At 61.7% G+C, this 15,941-nt stretch carries 15 protein-coding genes; 2 read left to right on the top strand and 13 right to left on the bottom strand.

Annotation, left to right across the window (positions count from 1 at the left end):
• Positions 1-3: 3 nt before the first annotated feature.
• Both xdhB and xdhA read right to left on the bottom strand, forming a co-directional pair.
• Positions 4-2,346, bottom strand: coding sequence for a xanthine dehydrogenase molybdopterin binding subunit (gene xdhB / locus FIV05_RS05045; protein ID WP_152508878.1), 2,343 nt, complete (start codon positions 2,344-2,346; stop codon positions 4-6).
• Positions 2,347-2,363: 17 nt separating this feature from the next.
• A complete protein-coding gene (gene xdhA / locus FIV05_RS05040; protein ID WP_152508877.1) occupies positions 2,364-3,827 on the bottom strand; it encodes a xanthine dehydrogenase small subunit in 1,464 nt (487 codons plus the stop codon).
• Between the two features lie 202 nt (positions 3,828-4,029).
• Between xdhA and FIV05_RS05035 the strand changes: the two genes are divergently transcribed.
• Positions 4,030-4,929: a LysR family transcriptional regulator gene (locus tag FIV05_RS05035; protein WP_152508876.1), complete on the top strand. Its 900-nt coding sequence runs from the start codon at positions 4,030-4,032 to the stop codon at positions 4,927-4,929.
• Between the two features lie 13 nt (positions 4,930-4,942).
• On the opposite strand, the gene FIV05_RS05030 is transcribed toward FIV05_RS05035, so the two are convergent.
• From FIV05_RS05030 to pobA, 7 genes are all read right to left on the bottom strand, one after another.
• On the bottom strand, positions 4,943-6,256 hold the full coding sequence (locus tag FIV05_RS05030; protein ID WP_152508875.1) for a lyase family protein: 1,314 nt from the start codon (positions 6,254-6,256) through the stop codon (positions 4,943-4,945).
• A 54-nt stretch (positions 6,257-6,310) separates the two neighbouring features.
• Entirely contained in the window at positions 6,311-7,147 is an 837-nt protein-coding gene (locus FIV05_RS05025) for a 3-keto-5-aminohexanoate cleavage protein (protein WP_152508874.1), read from the bottom strand.
• A 196-nt stretch (positions 7,148-7,343) separates the two neighbouring features.
• Positions 7,344-7,964, bottom strand: a complete 621-nt coding sequence (gene pcaG / locus FIV05_RS05020) for a protocatechuate 3,4-dioxygenase subunit alpha (RefSeq protein ID WP_152508873.1) — start codon at positions 7,962-7,964, stop codon at positions 7,344-7,346.
• 2 nt (positions 7,965-7,966) lie between these two features.
• On the bottom strand, positions 7,967-8,695 hold the full coding sequence (gene pcaH, locus FIV05_RS05015) for a protocatechuate 3,4-dioxygenase subunit beta (RefSeq protein ID WP_055656871.1): 729 nt from the start codon (positions 8,693-8,695) through the stop codon (positions 7,967-7,969).
• A gap of 13 nt (positions 8,696-8,708) precedes the next feature.
• Positions 8,709-9,113 (bottom strand): 4-carboxymuconolactone decarboxylase, encoded by a 405-nt coding sequence (gene pcaC, locus FIV05_RS05010; protein ID WP_022999298.1) that lies wholly within the window; start codon positions 9,111-9,113, stop codon positions 8,709-8,711.
• Complete coding sequence (pcaD, locus tag FIV05_RS05005; protein ID WP_152508872.1) at positions 9,106-9,897, bottom strand: 3-oxoadipate enol-lactonase; 792 nt, start codon at positions 9,895-9,897, stop codon at positions 9,106-9,108. The genes pcaC and pcaD overlap by 8 nt, the downstream gene beginning before the upstream one ends.
• Positions 9,897-11,066 carry a 4-hydroxybenzoate 3-monooxygenase gene (gene pobA / locus FIV05_RS05000; RefSeq protein ID WP_022999296.1) on the bottom strand — a complete coding sequence of 390 codons (1,170 nt, stop codon included), beginning with the start codon at positions 11,064-11,066 and terminating at the stop codon, positions 9,897-9,899. Before pobA ends, pcaD begins: the two co-directional genes overlap by 1 nt.
• A gap of 92 nt (positions 11,067-11,158) precedes the next feature.
• Here pobA and pcaQ point away from each other — a divergent pair, with 92 nt between their 5' ends.
• Positions 11,159-12,079: a pca operon transcription factor PcaQ gene (gene pcaQ / locus FIV05_RS04995; protein WP_055656875.1), complete on the top strand. Its 921-nt coding sequence runs from the start codon at positions 11,159-11,161 to the stop codon at positions 12,077-12,079.
• Positions 12,080-12,093: 14 nt separating this feature from the next.
• On the opposite strand, the gene FIV05_RS04990 is transcribed toward pcaQ, so the two are convergent.
• From FIV05_RS04990 to FIV05_RS04975, 4 genes are read right to left on the bottom strand one after another with little or no spacing between them, the layout of a single operon-like run.
• Positions 12,094-13,047 carry an ROK family protein gene (locus tag FIV05_RS04990; RefSeq protein WP_152508871.1) on the bottom strand — a complete coding sequence of 318 codons (954 nt, stop codon included), beginning with the start codon at positions 13,045-13,047 and terminating at the stop codon, positions 12,094-12,096.
• Positions 13,044-14,186, bottom strand: coding sequence for a sn-glycerol-3-phosphate ABC transporter ATP-binding protein UgpC (gene ugpC / locus FIV05_RS04985; protein ID WP_152508870.1), 1,143 nt, complete (start codon positions 14,184-14,186; stop codon positions 13,044-13,046). Before ugpC ends, FIV05_RS04990 begins: the two co-directional genes overlap by 4 nt.
• 23 nt (positions 14,187-14,209) lie before the next feature.
• Positions 14,210-15,049, bottom strand: coding sequence for a carbohydrate ABC transporter permease (locus FIV05_RS04980; protein ID WP_152508869.1), 840 nt, complete (start codon positions 15,047-15,049; stop codon positions 14,210-14,212).
• On the bottom strand, positions 15,046-15,939 hold the full coding sequence (locus FIV05_RS04975; RefSeq protein ID WP_152508868.1) for a sugar ABC transporter permease: 894 nt from the start codon (positions 15,937-15,939) through the stop codon (positions 15,046-15,048). The genes FIV05_RS04980 and FIV05_RS04975 overlap by 4 nt, the downstream gene beginning before the upstream one ends.
• Positions 15,940-15,941 lie beyond the last annotated feature (2 nt).

Below are 15,941 nucleotides of genomic sequence, written 5' to 3'. Positions count from 1 at the left end.
GATTTACTCCCGGGTTTTCAGCCGCTCGATGGCCATCAGCACCCGCTCCGGCGTTGCCGGGGCATCAAGGCGCGGGCATTCGCGGTAATCGGCGACACTTGCAACGGCCATGGAAAGCGCCTCGAAGACGGACACACCCAGCATGAAAGGCGGTTCGCCCACGGCCTTGGAGCGCTTGATGGTGCGCTCCTTGTTTTCCGACCATTCGGCAAGCTTCACGGTGAACTGGCGCGGCCGGTCGGATGCGAGCGGGATCTTGTAGGTCGACGGCGCGTGGGTCCTGAGGCGTCCGGTCTGGTCCCACCACAGTTCTTCCGTCGTCAGCCAGCCCATGCCCTGAATGAAGGCACCTTCCACCTGCCCCTTGTCGAGGATCGGGTTCAGCGACTTGCCGACGTCATGCAGAATATCGGTCCGCTCCACCCGGTATTCACCGGTCAGCGTGTCGACGGAAACTTCCGAGCAGGATGCGCCATAGGCGAAATAGTAGAACGGGCGGCCTTTTCCGGCGGCGCGGTCCCAGTGGATCTTCGGCGTCTTGTAGAAGCCGGCGGCCGACAGGTGCACACGGGCCATGTAGGCCTGGCGGACAAGATCATTGAAGGACACCAGTTCGGACCCGATCTCGACCATGTTGTTATGGAAGCGGATGGTTTCCGGTTCGGTGTTCCAGCGCTCGGCGGCAAAGGCGACCAGCCGTTCCTTCAGCTGTTCCGCCGCGTTCAGGGCGGCCATGCCGTTGAGGTCGGAGCCCGACGAGGCAGCGGTTGCCGATGTATTCGGCACCTTTTCGGTCGTCGTCTTGGTAATCTTGATGCGCTCGAAATCCACCTGGAAGGCATCGGCGACAACCTGGGCGACCTTGGTGTTCAGGCCCTGGCCCATTTCGGTGCCGCCATGGTTCAGGTGGATCGATCCGTCATTGTAGATGTGGATCAGCGCGCCGGCCTGGTTGTACCAGGTGGCTGTAAAAGAAATGCCGAACTTAACCGGTGTCAGCGCAATACCCCGTTTTAGAATGGAGGAACGGGCATTGTGCTGCAGGATCGCCTCACGGCGGGCCTGGTAGTCAGAGGAGCTTTCGAGTTCTCCGATCAAGCGCGGCAAGATGTTGTCCTCGACCTCCTGATGATAGGGGGTGAGGAGGCGGCCGTCGTTGCGGTCGCCGTAGAAGTTGGCCTTGCGGATTTCCAGGGGGTCCTTGCCGAGCGCATAGGCGATCTCTTCGATCATGCGTTCGGCGGCGACCACGCCCTGTGGCCCGCCGAACCCTCGGAAAGCGGTGTTCGAGACCGTGTTGGTTTTCATCGGCCGGCTGGTGAGCCGGACATTCGGATAGAAATAGGCATTGTCCGCGTGGAACAGCGCGCGGTCGGTCACCGGCCCGGAAAGGTCGGAGGAATAACCGCAACGGGCCGCGAAGGTGCCGTCGACAGCCTCGATCCGGCCGCTGTCGTCGAAGGCAACGTCGTAGTCGACCACAAAGTCGTGCCGCTTGCCGGTGGCGGTCATGTCCTGGTCACGGTCCGGGCGGATCTTTACCGGGCAGTTCCACTTCTTCGCGGCGATGGCAGCCACCGCGCAGAAGAGGTTCATCTGGCTTTCCTTGCCGCCGAAGCCACCGCCCATGCGGCGGACGTTGACCGTGACCGCGTTCGACGGCACGCCGAGCACATGGGCAACCATGTGCTGTGCCTCGCTCGGGTGCTGCGTGGAGCAATGGACAATAACTTCATCATCCTCACCCGGTATGGCAAAGGCGATCTGGCCTTCCAGATACATGTGGTCCTGGCCGCCGATCGTCATCCGGCCCTGGATGCGGTTCTTCGCGCTGTCGAAGGCAGGGGCGATGTCGCCGCGTTCCAGCTTCAGCGGTGCGGTGACATGCGGATAGCCGGCCTCCATCGCACTGACGGGATCAAGCGCATGCGGCAGGACCTCATAGTCGATCTTTGCCAGCTCGGTGGCCCGCCGGGCAGCGTCACGGCTTGTTGCGATGACGGCAAACAGCGGCTGGCCATGGAATTCCGACTTGTCGACCGGGAACACCGGTTCGTCGTTCTGGCCCGTGGGGCTGATGTCGTTGCAACCCGGAACGTCGGCCGCCGTCAGCACGCCGATGACACCGGGAGCTGCCAGAACCGCCTCCAGATCCATTGACCTGATCAGGCCGTGGGCAACCGTGGACGTGCCGAGATAGGCATGAAGGGTGCCCTGCGGTTCGGCAATGTCGTCGCAATATTCTGCCCGGCCGGTGACGTGTTTTTCCGCGCTGTCGTGGCGGCGGTCGGTATGGACAGCGCCGCTGATCGACTTCTTGGCGTCCGTGATGATGTTGTGTTTCATGTGGTTCGCCTCAAAACTCAAGCAGACAGCAGATCGACCGCTTCCGTGGTCGTTTCGTCATGGGTCAGGAAGAAGCGCTGCAGCAGGTTGCGCGCGGCAGTCGCCCGGTACTCGGCCGAGGCGCGCCAGTCGGAAAGCGGTGTGAAATCGGCTTCCAGCGCCTTGCCGGCAGCCACGAACGCAGCTTCCCCCCATGGCTGGCCGCGCAGCGCGGCTTCGGCCTTGGCGGCCCGCTTCGGCGTGCCGGCCATGCCGCCGAATGCCAGGCGGCAATCGGTGATGCGGCCTTCGGAAACGGTCACGCAGAAACCGGCGGCCACGGACGAGATATCCTCGTCCCGGCGCTTGGAAATCTTGTAGGCAGCGTGAAGCTGGCCGGAACGGGGCCGCGGGATCAGGATGCTCTCGACGAATTCGGAGGGCGCCCGGTCCTGTTTGCCGTATTCGATGAAGAACTGCTCCAGTGGCAGGCTGCGCTGCGTGGCTCCCTTGCGCAGAACGATTTGCGCTCCGAGCGCGATCAGCACGGGCGGCGTATCGCCGATCGGCGATCCATTGGCGATGTTGCCGCCGATGGTGCCCATGTTGCGCACCTGTTGGCCGGCGATCCGGTCCCAGTAGCTTTTCAGATGCGGGAAAATCTCGCAGATGGTCTCCTGCGCTTCCGAGTAGGTGACGCCTGCGCCGATCTCCAGCGCTGTGTCGCTCAAAGTGACCGATTTCAGCTCTTGAAGGTGGCTGATGAAGACTGCCGGGCCGATGGGGCGCATGAACTTGGTGACCCAGAGACCGACATCGGTGGAACCCGCAACGATGGTCGCCTGCGGAAAGTCTTCCAGAATGGCTGCAAAGTCGGCGACATCCGCCGGAAGGATCGCCTGATTGTCGTCAAGGCCGGTGACGACACGGCGGCCGTCGGAAAGCGCTGCCAGCCGTTCGGTGATGGTTGCCCGTTCCGTTTCCAGGAAATCCTGCGCTGGCGAGCCGTAGCGGTTGGCGGCCATGGCGGCGGCAATGATCGGTTGGTAACCGGTGCAGCGGCAGAGATTGCCCTGGATCGCGCTTTCGACTTCCGTTTCTGTCGGTTCCGGATTGCCCATCCACAGCGCGTAGAGCGACATGACGAAGCCAGGGGTACAGAAGCCGCACTGGCTGCCGTGGAAATCGACCATCGCCTGCTGGATCGGATGCAGACCGCCGTTTTCTCCCCGCAGATGCTCGATGGTGACCACGTGGCATCCATCAAGCGACGCGAGAAACCGGATGCAGGCATTGACGGTCTCATACTTCAGAACCCCGCCGGCCAGCCGGCCGACCAATACCGTGCAGGCCCCGCAGTCGCCTTCCGCACAGCCTTCCTTGGAGCCCGTCAGCCGGCGTTCCAGGCGCAGGTAGTCGAGCAGGGTCTTGTCGGCAGGCGCATCCGTGACAATCACGTCGGCGCCGTTCAGCAGAAACCGGATTTCTGTGCGGTGGGTCATCGCGTCCTCGGGCAAAGTCTTCTCTCAGCCGAGGACGGTACGCTTCAGGACACTTGCAAAAAATCCGATGATTCCGGAAATTCTTTCAACAGATCATTGAAAATGGCCGTGCGATACTGTGGCTCAGGAAATGCGACCAAAGTCGATCATGAGAACCAGCGCACTGTAATCGCACGAGAATTCAAATCCGAGGCAAGAGGCCATGTCCTATCTGGAATCCCTGCGCGTCTTCACCCGCGTGGTCGAACTGGGCAGCATCACATCCGGCGGACGCGACCTGCGCCTGACACCGGCGGTTGCCAGCAAGCGTATAAAGGAGCTGGAAAAGCATCTCGGCGTGCGGCTCTTCAACCGCACCACAAGATCGCTCACGCCGACCGAGGTCGGCAAGGTGTTCTACGATTATGCGGTGAAGGCGCTGGAATCCATCGAGGACGCGGAAGCCGCCGTCGCCAGCTTTTCCGATACGCCGCGGGGGGTCATCCGCGTCACGGCGCCACTTGGTGCCGGCCGCCGGATCATCGCACCGCTGGTGCCGCGTTTCGTCGAAAAGTTCCCGGCAACGGAAGTGCATATGCGCCTGTCGGACCGCAAGGTCGACATCCTGTCCGACGGTCTCGACGTCGCCTTCTTCATCGGCACCCCGCAGGATTCCAACCTGAAACTCCGCAAGATCGCCGATTGTCCTCGGGTGCTCTGCGCGGCTCCGGAGTATCTGGAAAAGCACGGCACGCCCCGCACCCCGGATGATCTCCTGAGCGACGAGCACAATTGCCTGCTGCTGCGCTACCCGCGCTCGCCGGAATATTACTGGGTTCTGCAGACACCGGCCGGGCCGCGCAAGCTTCAGGTCTCCGGCAAGATGGATGCCGACCATGGCGACGTTCTCACCGACTGGGCCTTGTCAGGATATGGCATCGTCAACAAGCCAAGGTTCGACGTAGCCCAGCATCTGGAAAGCGGCCGTCTGGTGGAGATCCTGAAGGATACGCCGCCTCCCCCCACCATCTTCGGCTGCCTCTATCCGCACAGGCGTCTTCAGGACCCGAAGATCCGCCACTTCGTGGATTTCGTGATCAGCAACGCGGATGTGGCCGGGTAGGGCCTGACCCTGTTCAGCTTCTGCGGCGGGTCTGAAAGATCCGCGCCGACATGTCTCTTGCCGGTGCGACGACCTGTTGCGGGTCCAGTTCCTTCTGCCAGTCAAGGCTGACCGGCGAAATCCTTGCAAGGGCTTCGGCAAAGGGGGCCGGGTCCTTCGCAGCTGCCGCAACAAGATCCTTTGCCTCTGCGCGGGAAACGCCGTTCCGGGCGAGAACGAAACTGGCGGTTTCGGCCATGATTTCCGGGTTTGACACCAGAGTTGCAGCCAGATTGGTTTCATTCGCCTGCAGGCTGGTGGCAAGCTCTTCTGCGTGCACCAGCGCAGCGCCCGCGGCCAGCAGCATTTGTGGCAGGAAATGCCATTCCAGCGGCCATGCTGTCCCGTCGCGCTCCTCAAGGGGGCTGGCAGCAGCGGCAAGCCCGGCCTGGGCGGAAATCGCAATGCTGTTGAGCACCTGAATGGTCTCGGCCTGCACCGGATTGGCCTTCTGCGGCATGGTCGAGGATCCGCCGCCGGTCCCGCTGGAAACTTCCGCAATGTCCGTGCGCCCGGAAAGCGCCAGGTCTCCTGCCATCTTCGCAAGGGCGGAGGTGACCTGTTGCAGCCAGCCCGCAAGCGCCAGAATGGGCGTCCGGTTGACGTGCCACGACGGGCTGTCCTCAAGGCCGAGCTCCAGTGCGAGCGCCGCCGAGACAGCGGTTCCGTCCGGAGCGATTGCGCTGTTGATGCCCGACGCGCCGCCGAACTGGACGCGCAGCACGGCGGACCTGAGCGCGGGCAGCGCATTTTCAGCATCTATCAGGGGATGGGCCCATTGCGCGATCCGGTAGCCGAGGGTGACCGGTGTCGACACCTGGCTGCGCGTACGCCCCGCCATGAGCTGGTTCTCATGGCGCTCGCTCTGCCGTTCCAGCGTATCGATAAGTTTTTCCAGCCGAGCGCCCAGAATCTCGAGCGCGACTTTCGCCTGAAGGACCAGCGCCGTGTCGATCACATCCTGACTGGTTGCGCCCCAGTGGAGCCAGGCCCCGGCTTCGGCGCCGAGCTGCTTGCGCAGTTCCGCCACAAGCGCTGGAACGGGCACGCCGGCGGATCTTGTACCGGCCGCCAGGCGTGCGGGCTCGATCTGAACGTCGGCGAGCTTCTCTGATATCTCCCGCGCGGCCTGCGCCGGAATGATCTCCAGGCGTCCCTGTACGATGGCGAGGGCACGCTCGAAGGCGATCATATGCGCGACATCGCTGCCGTCAGTGAGAAGCTTGGTCAGGTCACCGTCAGCAAAGAGGGAGGAATGGATCTGGCTGGAAAATAGCGAAACAGGCATGGCTCGACAGGGTCTCTGGATGGGCCCTTATTGAGAGCCAAGTGGAAAGGCGGGTCAAGCCGCCTTCAGCGGCAGACCCAGGATCTCGCGCGCCTGCTGCCAGGTCGCGACGGGACGCTCATATTTCTCGCAAAGATCCGCCGCCCGTTTCACAAGCGCCGCATTGGAAGGGGCAAGCGTGTCCCGGTCGAGGCGGATGTTGTCTTCCAGGCCGGTGCGGGTATGACCGCCTGAGGAAATGCACCACTCGTTGAGGGTGAACTGATGTTGGCCGATCCCGGCGGCACACCATTCGGCGTCCGGTACCAGCCGGTCAACGGTCTTGATGTAATAGTCGAAGACATCCCGGTCGACCGGCATGGCATTCTTCACGCCCATGACGAACTGCACATAAAGCTTGCCGGGAATACGTCCGTCCCGGTTCATGGCAGCCGCCTGATGAATGTGGCTCAGGTCGAACGCCTCGATCTCCGGTTTCACATGATGGGTGCGCATCTCGCTGGCAAGCCAGTCGACTAGTGCCGGCGGGTTTTCATAGACCCGGGTCGGGAAATTGTTGGAGCCGACGGACAGCGACGCCATGTCGGGCTGCAGGGCAATCATGCCGCCGCGTTCCTTCCCGGCGCCCGAACGGCCTCCGGTCGAAAACTGGATGATCATGCCGGGGCAGTGTTTTTCCAGTCCTTCCTTGAGCCGGGCGAATTTCGCCGGATCCGAGGACGGCGTTTCATCGTCGTTGCGAACATGAGCGTGGACGATGGTCGCACCGGCCTCGAAGGCAGCCTGCGTGCTTTCAACCTGCTCCGTAACGGTGATCGGCACCGCCGGATTGTTTTCCTTCTTCGGCAGCGATCCGGTAATCGCGACGCAGATGATGCAGGGCTTGGACATGTTTCACGTCGCTCCGGTTTCGCTTGCGCCTGTCCCAACAAGGAGCGGCGATCGTTGCATAAGCCTCCCTCATCCTGAGGAAGCGCTTCAGCGCTGTCTCGAAGGATGGGCCGCATACTCTGAGTGCGCTGCCCATCCTTCGAGACGCTCGGCTTGGCCAAGCTCCTCTGGATGAGGAAGAGTGGTTTGTGCCTCCTCAGATATCGAAGAACACCGTTTCGTCCGGGCCTTGCAGCTTGACCTCGAAACGATAGACCGTCTTGCCGTCGCGCTCCGTCTTCCGGGCGATCAGGGTCTGGCGGCGCTTTTCCCATTCGATCAGGTTGATCACCGGGTCGGCCGCGTTGGCTGCGGTCTCGTCCTCGAAGTAAAGGCGGGTCTGAAGCCCGACATTGATGCCGCGTGCGACGATCCAGAGGCTGATATGGGGAGCGGATACCTTGCCGTCCGGAAGCTTGACCGGGCCTGGCTTGACCGTGTCGAACCCCCATTCGCCGGTTTCGAAATCGGTGATGACACGGCCCCAGCCGCGAAACCCTTCTTCCACGTCGCCGGCATGTTCAGGATGGGCGTAAATGCCCTCGCTGTTGGCCTGCCAGGTTTCCAGCATCACGTCCTTGATCGGCGAGCCCATGCCATCGATGACGACACCTTCCACACGAATGCGCTCACCCTTGGCATTGGGGCCTGCGATATCCCAGCCCAGTTCCTGCCGATAGATGTCGAAACCGGCGGCGCCTGGCGCGAGGCCGATATGAACGTAAGGTCCGGCCGTCTGGGAAGGCGTTTCCTTCAGATAGTCGAGTTGCTGCGTCATGATCAGTTCCCCTCCGGCCGGTTTTCAAACAGGGTCGAGCGGCGTCCGCGCAGGACGATGTCGAACTTGTAGGCGATCGTGTCGAGCGGGATGGTGGCATTGAGGTCGAGCTTGGCGACCAGCTGCTCAATGGCCGCGGGATCGGGAATGGTATTCACGATCGGGCATTTCGGAATGAGCGGATCGCCCTCGAAGTAGCATTGGGTGATCAGACGCTGACAGAAGGCAGTGCCGAAGATCGACATGTGAATATGGGCCGGCCGCCAGTTGTTCACCCAGTTGCGCCAGGGGTAGGCGCCCGGTTTGATCGTGCGGAAATAGTAGTAGCCGTTCTCGTCGGTCAGGGTGCGGCCGCAGCCGCCGAAATTCGGGTCGATGGGCGCAAGATAGGTGTCCTTCTTGTGCCGGTAGCGTCCGCCCGCATTGGCCTGCCAGATCTCCACCAGGGTGTTCGGGATCGGCTTCGCGTTCTCGTCCAGCACCCGGCCATGCAGGATGATCCGCTCGCCGATCGCGCTTTCACCCGCCTTCGCGTAGTTGTAGATTAGATCCTTGTCGAGCGGGTCGATATCGTTATGGCCGAAGGTCGGCCCGGTGATCTCGCTGACGTTGTTTTCCAGGCTGATCATCGAATATTGCGGCGAGCGCGACACGCTGGTCTTGTAGTCCGGCGTATGTGCAGGCGGATGCCACTCGCGGTCCCGCTGATAGAAAGGTCCGGGTTTCAACATCGATTTTCCTCCGTTAACCGCCTGTCGCGGTCAGCTTCTGGCCGCTGCGTTCCATTTCGGCGTAAGTTTCCTTGGCGATCTTGAGCGCCTGGTTGGCACGTGGCACGCCGGCATAGACCGCCACATGCTGAAACGCCTCGAGCACGTCCTGCTTGCTGGCGCCGGTGCGGGCGGTTGCCCGGATATGCATGGCAATCTCCTCGAAATTGCCGAGTGCCGCCAGAAGGGCGAGCGTCAGCATCGAACGCTCCCGCGGACTGATGCCGTCCGACGCCCAAACCGTGCCCCAGGCACCCTCGGTGATCAGGGTCTGGAATGGTTCGTCAAGTGGCGTCTTGGCGGCTTCCGCCCGGTCGACATGTTCATCGCCAAGCACGGATCGCCTGACCTTCATGCCGGTTTCAAAACGCTCAGACATGGAGGTCCTCCTTCAGGAAAGTCATGAGATGGCCGGCAAAGACATCCGGCTTTTCGACGCAGGGCAGATGGCCCGCACCGGAAATTTCAACGTAACGGCTGCCGGCGATGAGGTCCGCCGTGCCGCGCACCATGGCGGGTGGGCTGGCGAGGTCCTCGCTGCCGCCGATACCCAGCACCGGCAGGCGAAGCCCGGACGTGCTGTCCGTCAGATCCGCACCGGCTATTGCTTCGCAGCAGCCGATGTAACCCTCCGTCGGGGTGCGAACCAGCATGTGGCGCCAGGCCAGGCATTCGGCCGTCTGGCGGAAATCTTCCGAAAACCAGCGCTCCAGAATGGCATCGGCAAGGCTCTCGATACCGCCTGCACGGATCCGGGCAATCCGGTCTTGCCACATGGCGGCTTCGCCCATTTTCGCCCCGGTGTTGGACAGCACCAGACCCTTGATGCGTTCCGGCTGCCGTTGCGACAGGAGCTGACCGATCATGCCGCCGATGGAAAGCCCGACAAAAACACAGGAGCCGATCTGAAGGTGATCGAGCAGCTGTTGCGTGTCGCTGGCGAGATCGTCCATGGAGTAGGGGCTCTCAGGGCAGGAGGACAGCCCGTGGCCGCGCTTGTCGAAGCGGATCAGCCGGAGACCTGTTTCCGGCAGAAGGTCGATGACCTTGTCCCAGAGCCGCAATTCCGTGCCGAGCGAATTGGCGAAGACGACAGGCGTGCCGCCGGGGTCGCCATCTTCGCGCCAGTGAATGTCGGCAGAAGGCAGACGCGCGATATTCATCAGTAGGGCAGTCCCACATAGTTCTGCGCAAACCACTTCTGCGCGGTTTCATTGTGATGCAGAGACTCGATTTCCGCCCGCTGCATCTTCAGGTCGAAATCCGACTGGTCCGGGAACCGGTGCAGCATGTTGGTGGTCGCCCAGCTGAAACGCTCCGCTTTCCAGATCCGTGCCAGGGCTTTCTCCGAATAGGTATCGATGCCGTGGCTGTCCTTGTCCTGATAGTAATGCACCAGACCCTCATAGAGGTAATGGACGTCGGAGGCAGCGGTGTTGAGGCCCTTGGCGCCTGTCGGCGGCACGATATGGGCGGCATCGCCGCACAGGAACAGACGGCCCCAGCGCATCGGCTCGCACACGAAGGACCTGAGCGGGGCAATGGATTTCTCGATAGAGGGTCCGGTCACCAGCTTGTCGGCAACCGCTTCCGGTAGCCGGCGTCTCAGTTCGTCCCAGAACTTCTCGTCGGTCCATTCGAAAATGTCGTCGCTGACATTGCACTGGACGTAGTAGCGCGACAGGTTTTCGTTACGCATGGAGCAAAGCGCGAAGCCGCGTGCCGAATTGGCATAGATGAGTTCTTCATGCACCGGCGGCGTCTCGGACAGAACGCCCAACCAGCCGAAGGGAAACACTTTCTCGTAGTCCTTGCGCACGGTGTCGGGAATGGTCTTGCGGCTGACGCCGTGGAACCCGTCACAGCCCGCCACGAAATCGCAGTCGATGCGCCGCGCGCTGCCGTCCACGGTAAAGGTGACATAGGGCGCGTCGGTGTCCGCATCGCGGATCTCGACCCCCTCGACCTCGAAAATCGTCTGACCGCCAACTGCATCGCGGGCGTCATAAAGATCACGCGTGACTTCCGTCTGGCCGTAGACGACGACATTCTGGCCGATCAGCTTCTGGAAGTTGATGTCGAACATCTCGTTTTCGTATGAGATGCAGGTGCCGTCATGGACGAAGCATTCCTTGTCCATCCGCTCGGCCACGCCGGCCTCGCGCATCATGTTGACGAGACCCGTTTCCAGAATGCCGGCCCTGATGCGGCCAAGCACATATTCGCGCGTCTTGCGCTCCAGAATGATGGTCTCGATGCCCTTCAGATGAAGAAGCTGCCCGAGCAGCAGGCCGGACGGTCCACCGCCGACAATGACAACCTGAGTTCGCATCCGATCCTCCCTTGTTGAATTGATATTGAATGATCGAAATTGGGAAGTAAAATGAGATATTCGGCTTCTTTCTTTCCAAAACGAGAAATTAAATGATCGACCGACGCATCAAGTTCCGGCACATCCAGTGCTTCGTGGAGATTGCGCAGGAACGCAGCCTGAAACTGGCTGCCGACAAGTTGAATCTCACCCAGCCGGCGATCTCCAAAACGCTCAAGGAACTGGAAGATATCATCGGCGCCAGCCTGATGACGCGAAACCGGGCCGGCATCGCGCTGACCAAACAGGGCAAGGTGTTTCTGCATTTCGCGCAGATCTCGCTGGCGAGCCTGCAGCAAGGCCTGGACGGGGTCGAGAAAGAAGGCGAACACGCCCGTGCGACCTTGAAGGTGGGCGTTCTGCCGAGTGTCGCGGCCAGCTTCATGCCCCCGGTCATCAAGGAGTTTTCCGAACTGGCACCTCATGTCATGGTCCAGATCATGGACGGCCCGCACGGCTACCTGATCGAACGGTTGAAGATGGGTGAACTCGACCTGGTGATCGGCCGGCTCGGCAGGCCGGTTTCCATGGAAGGCGTTTCCTTCACCCAGCTTTATTCCGAGCGTGTCGATGTGATCGTCCGGGTCGGGCACCCGCTTCTGGAAAGGCCGGATATCAAGCGTATTGTCGAATGGCCCGTGCTCTATCCGCCGGAAGGCGCGGCGATCCGGCCTCTGGTCGAGCGCTTCATGATCGCCAATGGGGTCGGCGAGATTCCGAACAAGATCGAAACGGTCTCGGGTGCTTTCGGCAGGGTCTATACCCGCCGGACCGACGCGGTCTGGATCATTTCGTCCGGCGTGGTGCAGAACGAAACCGCCGACGGTCACCTGGTCCGCCTGCCGTTTGACACCGACATGACAAAGGGGCCGGTCGGGCTGATGACCCGTCCGGACACCCAGCCAGGTGCCGAGGAACAGGTCTTCCGGCTGGCGGTACAGACCGTGATCGAGGAGCTGGGACTGAGTTCCTGATGGTGCGGTGTCGACTACATCCGCGAGGCACACCCCGCCAGAGCTGCGAAATCGTCATCAAGCAGATGAACAGGAATGCCGGAAACCAGCTTTTGCTGGCGGCCCTTCGCGCAAAAGGCGTTGATGAATTCCGGTTCTGCCAGGAACCTCGCCAGGCTTCGGGTGACGCCGCCTGTCAGCACGATGCCGCCAAGGGACAGGAACACCAGCGAGAGGTCGCCAATCACCCGGCCGAGAAATGTCACCCATTGCCGGGCAGCGGAAACGCAAAGCGGATCGGACCCGGAATTGGCGCGCTCCGCAATGTCAGCCGGTGACAGGTCGCGCGGCGACAGGCCCTGCTCCAGGCAATACCACTCGTGAATTTCCTTGAGACCGCTTCCCGACAGCGCCCGTTCGACGGAGGCGCGTCCACGGTTGAGAGCGAGGTAATTCCAGAGCCGAAGTTCGTCTTCGGTTTCGACCGGCAAAGTCGAGTGACCGCATTCGCCGGTGCCGACATGAAACCCGGCAGGTGTCTGAAACAGCGCGGCAGCATTGAAACCGGTTCCCGCGCCGACGACGAGGCGCGTGGCGTTGCTGCGCAGTTTCTGGCTTGGTTCATAGACGGGCTGAAGCCGCTCCGTTGGGACCTTGTCCAGCGAATAGGCGAGCGCCTCGAAATCGTTCAGGAAGGTAATGTTCGCTCCGCCCAGAACCTTGCCGATGCAGTCGGCACTGAAGGTCCAGGGATGGTTTGTCATGCGGATCGCGGGGCCATCGATGGGGGCTGCGATGGCGATGACGGCAGAAGCACAGGCCGGTCGCCCGGCTTCCGAAAGATAGGTGCTGATGGCCGCTTCCGGTGTTTCGAAATCCGCATTGCGGAACCGCGCGATGGTGTTTTCCAGAACGCGGCCGTTCTCGACCAGCGCCAGCCGGGTGTTGGTGCCGCCGATGTCGGCGGCAAGGCCTCGTTGAATGCTCATAGGCGGTTACCCGATGCAATGTCGAAATAGGAAATCTTGGAAAGGTCGAAAGCGATCGGGACGCGCTGTCCGGCGGTGACCGGCGCATCCGCTGACAGCCGGGCAACGGCTTCCGTTCCGCCAAGTTGAATGACCGCATAGGTATCGGCGCCGGCCGGTTCGACCACGTCGAGAAGGCAATCGGCGCTTTGCAGGCTGCGGCCGTCGATGCCACCGGACCGCAAGCCAAGATCCGTCATCGCCTCCGGGCGAAGGCCGATGGTGAGCTCTGCCGTACCGCCGGCGGACAGCGTTTCCGGCCCCGGACCATAGTCGAACAGTTCCAGCAGCGGTCCTTCCGGCGTCGGGATCTGCAGCCGGAGATGGTCGCCCTCGCGTGTAGCGGTGCCGGTCATCAGGTTCATGGACGGCGCGCCCATGAAGTCCGCGACAAAGGCATTTACCGGCTTGTTGTAGATCTCCTGCGGCGTGCCGATCTGCTGGACCACGCCGTCTTTCATCACCACGATCCGGCTGGCCAGCGTCATGGCTTCGATCTGGTCATGGGTGACGTAGACGATGGACGCGCCTGTGGTCTGATGGATGCGCTTGATTTCGGTGCGCATGGTCACGCGCAGCTTGGCATCGAGATTGGACAACGGTTCGTCGAACAGGAACAGCTTCGGTTCGCGCACAAGGGCCCGGCCCATGGCGACACGCTGGCGCTGTCCGCCGGAAAGTTCCGCCGGGCGGCGGTGCAGCAGGTGCTCTATTTTCAGAAGATCCGCAACTTCGGCCACCTTCCGTTTCTTCTCGGCCTCTTCAACCTTTCGGACTTCAAGGCCGAAGCCGATGTTGCGTTCCACGCTCATGTTGGGGAACAGGGCATAGGACTGGAACACCATGGCGATATCCCGGTCGGCCGGTTCGTCGTTGGTGCGGTCCTTGCCGGCAATGCGGATGGTGCCGGAGGAAATGTCGGTCAGTCCGGAAATGCAGCTCAGCAGGGTCGACTTGCCGCAACCGGACGGTCCGACCAGGACAAGAAACTCGCCGGGCGCCATGGAGATATCGATGTCCTTGAGGACATTCACGTCCCCGTATCTCTTCTGCAGGCGGCTGATTTGGAGGATGGGGTCTTGCGGCATTGCGGCGTTCATTCCTTGTCGGTCTCCTGCTGTGGTCAGCCCTTGACGGATCCGGCGACCAGTCCGGAGACGATGAATTTCTGGAAGGCGATGGCGAGGATGGCTGGCGGCAATGTCGCCAGAACGCCAACCGAGGCGATGACGCCGTAGTCGGTAACGCGTCCGGCGGAGAAATCCGCGATCGCAACAGGCAGGGTCTTCGCGCTGAGATCGTTGGTGAAGATCAGGGCGTAGAAGAACTCGTCCCAGGCCACCAGGAAGGACAGCATGGCGGTGGCGGCAATGGCCGGAAGAGCCAGTGGCAGCACCACCTGCCGGATTGTGTAGGCGGTTCCGGCACCTTCCATGAAGGCAGCCTGCTCCACTTCCACCGGCAGCACGTCGATATTGGCCTTCATCAGCCAGGTGGCGAAAGGCAGCAGCATGGCCGTATAGACGATGATCAGCGTCACCGTGTGGTTCAGCATGCCGAAGCTGCTGAAGGTCGAATAGAGCGGCAGCACATAGGTGATCGGCGGCATCATGATCGTTGCGAGAAAGGCGAACAACAGGACCATCGACGCCTGCCTTCTGGAAAAGGCATAGGCAGCCGGAATGGCGAGCAGAAGCGCGATGACGGTCGCCCCGCCAGCTGTCAGGAGGGAATTCCGGAGTGCGCTCAAAAACCGCTCGCCGTTGCCGCCTTCAAGGCTGAGCAGGCTCGTGTAGCGGCTGAAGTCAAGTTCGGAGGGGATCCAGCGCAGCGGCACCGCGGTCAGGTCGGTCGGCGCGCTGATGCTCATGACGGCAAGCCAGAGCAGCGGACCTGTTGTGAAGGCTGCCAGCAACAGGGCGCAGCCATAAAGCAGGATGGATTGAACGAGCGAGCGTTTCATGCCGCGCCTCCCGCCGTCTGCCGCCTGGTGGCGGAATAATAGAACACGATCAGAACGGCGCTGATGCCGGCGACCAGCACTGCATAGGAGGCCCCGCTGCCGCTTCTGAGGTAGTTGAAATATTCCTGGTAGACGTAAAAGCTCGCGGTCTTGGTGCTGTCCGCGGGGCCTCCGCCGGTCATCACGTAGATGATGTCGAAGACGCGGAAGGCCTCGATGGTTCGCAGCACCATGACGACCATTAATGGACCGGCGATCCAGGGCAGGGTGATCGAGCGGAACCGTTTCCACGGACCGGCGCCTTCGATGGCTGCCGCCTTGTTGAGGTCACCGGGCACTGTCTGCAGGGCGGCCAGTGCAACATAGGCAACCAGCGGAAAGTTCTTCCAGACATCTGCCAGGATGACCATGTTCATGGCGGTCGCCGGATCGCCGATCCAACTGCGGTAATCGGAAATGAGGCCCAACTGGAACAGCAGGGAGTTCAGCGCGCCATAATCAGGGTGATAGATCAAGCGCCAGGCAACGGCGTTGACGATGGTCGGCACCGCCCAGGGCAGGATGATCAGAGCCCGAAGCAGCGTCCGGCCGCGGAATTCCTGGTTGAGCAGCACGGCAACCGCGACACCGAGAATGCCTTCCAGACCCACCGAGACGATTGTGAAGTAAAGCGTCCTGAAGAGGGCGTCCTGAAAATCCGGGTCGGTAAGCGCGTAGACGTAGTTTTCCAGGCCGATGAAATGCACCGGCTCGGGAAGAGCGGAAATGCGCGTGTCGGTGAAGCTCAGCCACAGTGTGTTGGCAAGCGGTATCAGCGTGACCAGCGCAAGCAAAGCCAGGGCCGGCGCCAGAAGGATCCATTTTTCACGTTTCTGGCGTCGGCCATGCATGG

Source organism: Labrenzia sp. THAF191a, assembly GCF_009363335.1.
Lineage (GTDB): Bacteria > Pseudomonadota > Alphaproteobacteria > Rhizobiales > Stappiaceae > Roseibium > Roseibium algicola.
Note: the sequence above shows the minus strand (reverse complement) of the source record. Positions and strands in the feature narration are given on the sequence as shown.

Bases quoted from the DNA above. Each gene is read 5' to 3' on its own strand.
- xdhB (WP_152508878.1), bottom strand. From the start codon at position 2,346: ATGAAACACAACATCATCACGGACGCCAAGAAGTCGATCAGCGGCGCT.
- xdhA (WP_152508877.1), bottom strand. From the start codon at position 3,827: ATGACCCACCGCACAGAAATCCGGTTTCTGCTGAACGGCGCCGACGTG.
- FIV05_RS05035 (WP_152508876.1), top strand. From the start codon at position 4,030: ATGTCCTATCTGGAATCCCTGCGCGTCTTCACCCGCGTGGTCGAACTG.
- FIV05_RS05030 (WP_152508875.1), bottom strand. From the start codon at position 6,256: ATGCCTGTTTCGCTATTTTCCAGCCAGATCCATTCCTCCCTCTTTGCT.
- FIV05_RS05025 (WP_152508874.1), bottom strand. From the start codon at position 7,147: ATGTCCAAGCCCTGCATCATCTGCGTCGCGATTACCGGATCGCTGCCG.
- pcaG (WP_152508873.1), bottom strand. From the start codon at position 7,964: ATGACGCAGCAACTCGACTATCTGAAGGAAACGCCTTCCCAGACGGCC.
- pcaH (WP_055656871.1), bottom strand. From the start codon at position 8,695: ATGTTGAAACCCGGACCTTTCTATCAGCGGGACCGCGAGTGGCATCCG.
- pcaC (WP_022999298.1), bottom strand. From the start codon at position 9,113: ATGTCTGAGCGTTTTGAAACCGGCATGAAGGTCAGGCGATCCGTGCTT.
- pcaD (WP_152508872.1), bottom strand. From the start codon at position 9,897: ATGAATATCGCGCGTCTGCCTTCTGCCGACATTCACTGGCGCGAAGAT.
- pobA (WP_022999296.1), bottom strand. From the start codon at position 11,066: ATGCGAACTCAGGTTGTCATTGTCGGCGGTGGACCGTCCGGCCTGCTG.
- pcaQ (WP_055656875.1), top strand. From the start codon at position 11,159: ATGATCGACCGACGCATCAAGTTCCGGCACATCCAGTGCTTCGTGGAG.
- FIV05_RS04990 (WP_152508871.1), bottom strand. From the start codon at position 13,047: ATGAGCATTCAACGAGGCCTTGCCGCCGACATCGGCGGCACCAACACC.
- ugpC (WP_152508870.1), bottom strand. From the start codon at position 14,186: ATGAACGCCGCAATGCCGCAAGACCCCATCCTCCAAATCAGCCGCCTG.
- FIV05_RS04980 (WP_152508869.1), bottom strand. From the start codon at position 15,049: ATGAAACGCTCGCTCGTTCAATCCATCCTGCTTTATGGCTGCGCCCTG.
- FIV05_RS04975 (WP_152508868.1), bottom strand. From the start codon at position 15,939: ATGCATGGCCGACGCCAGAAACGTGAAAAATGGATCCTTCTGGCGCCG.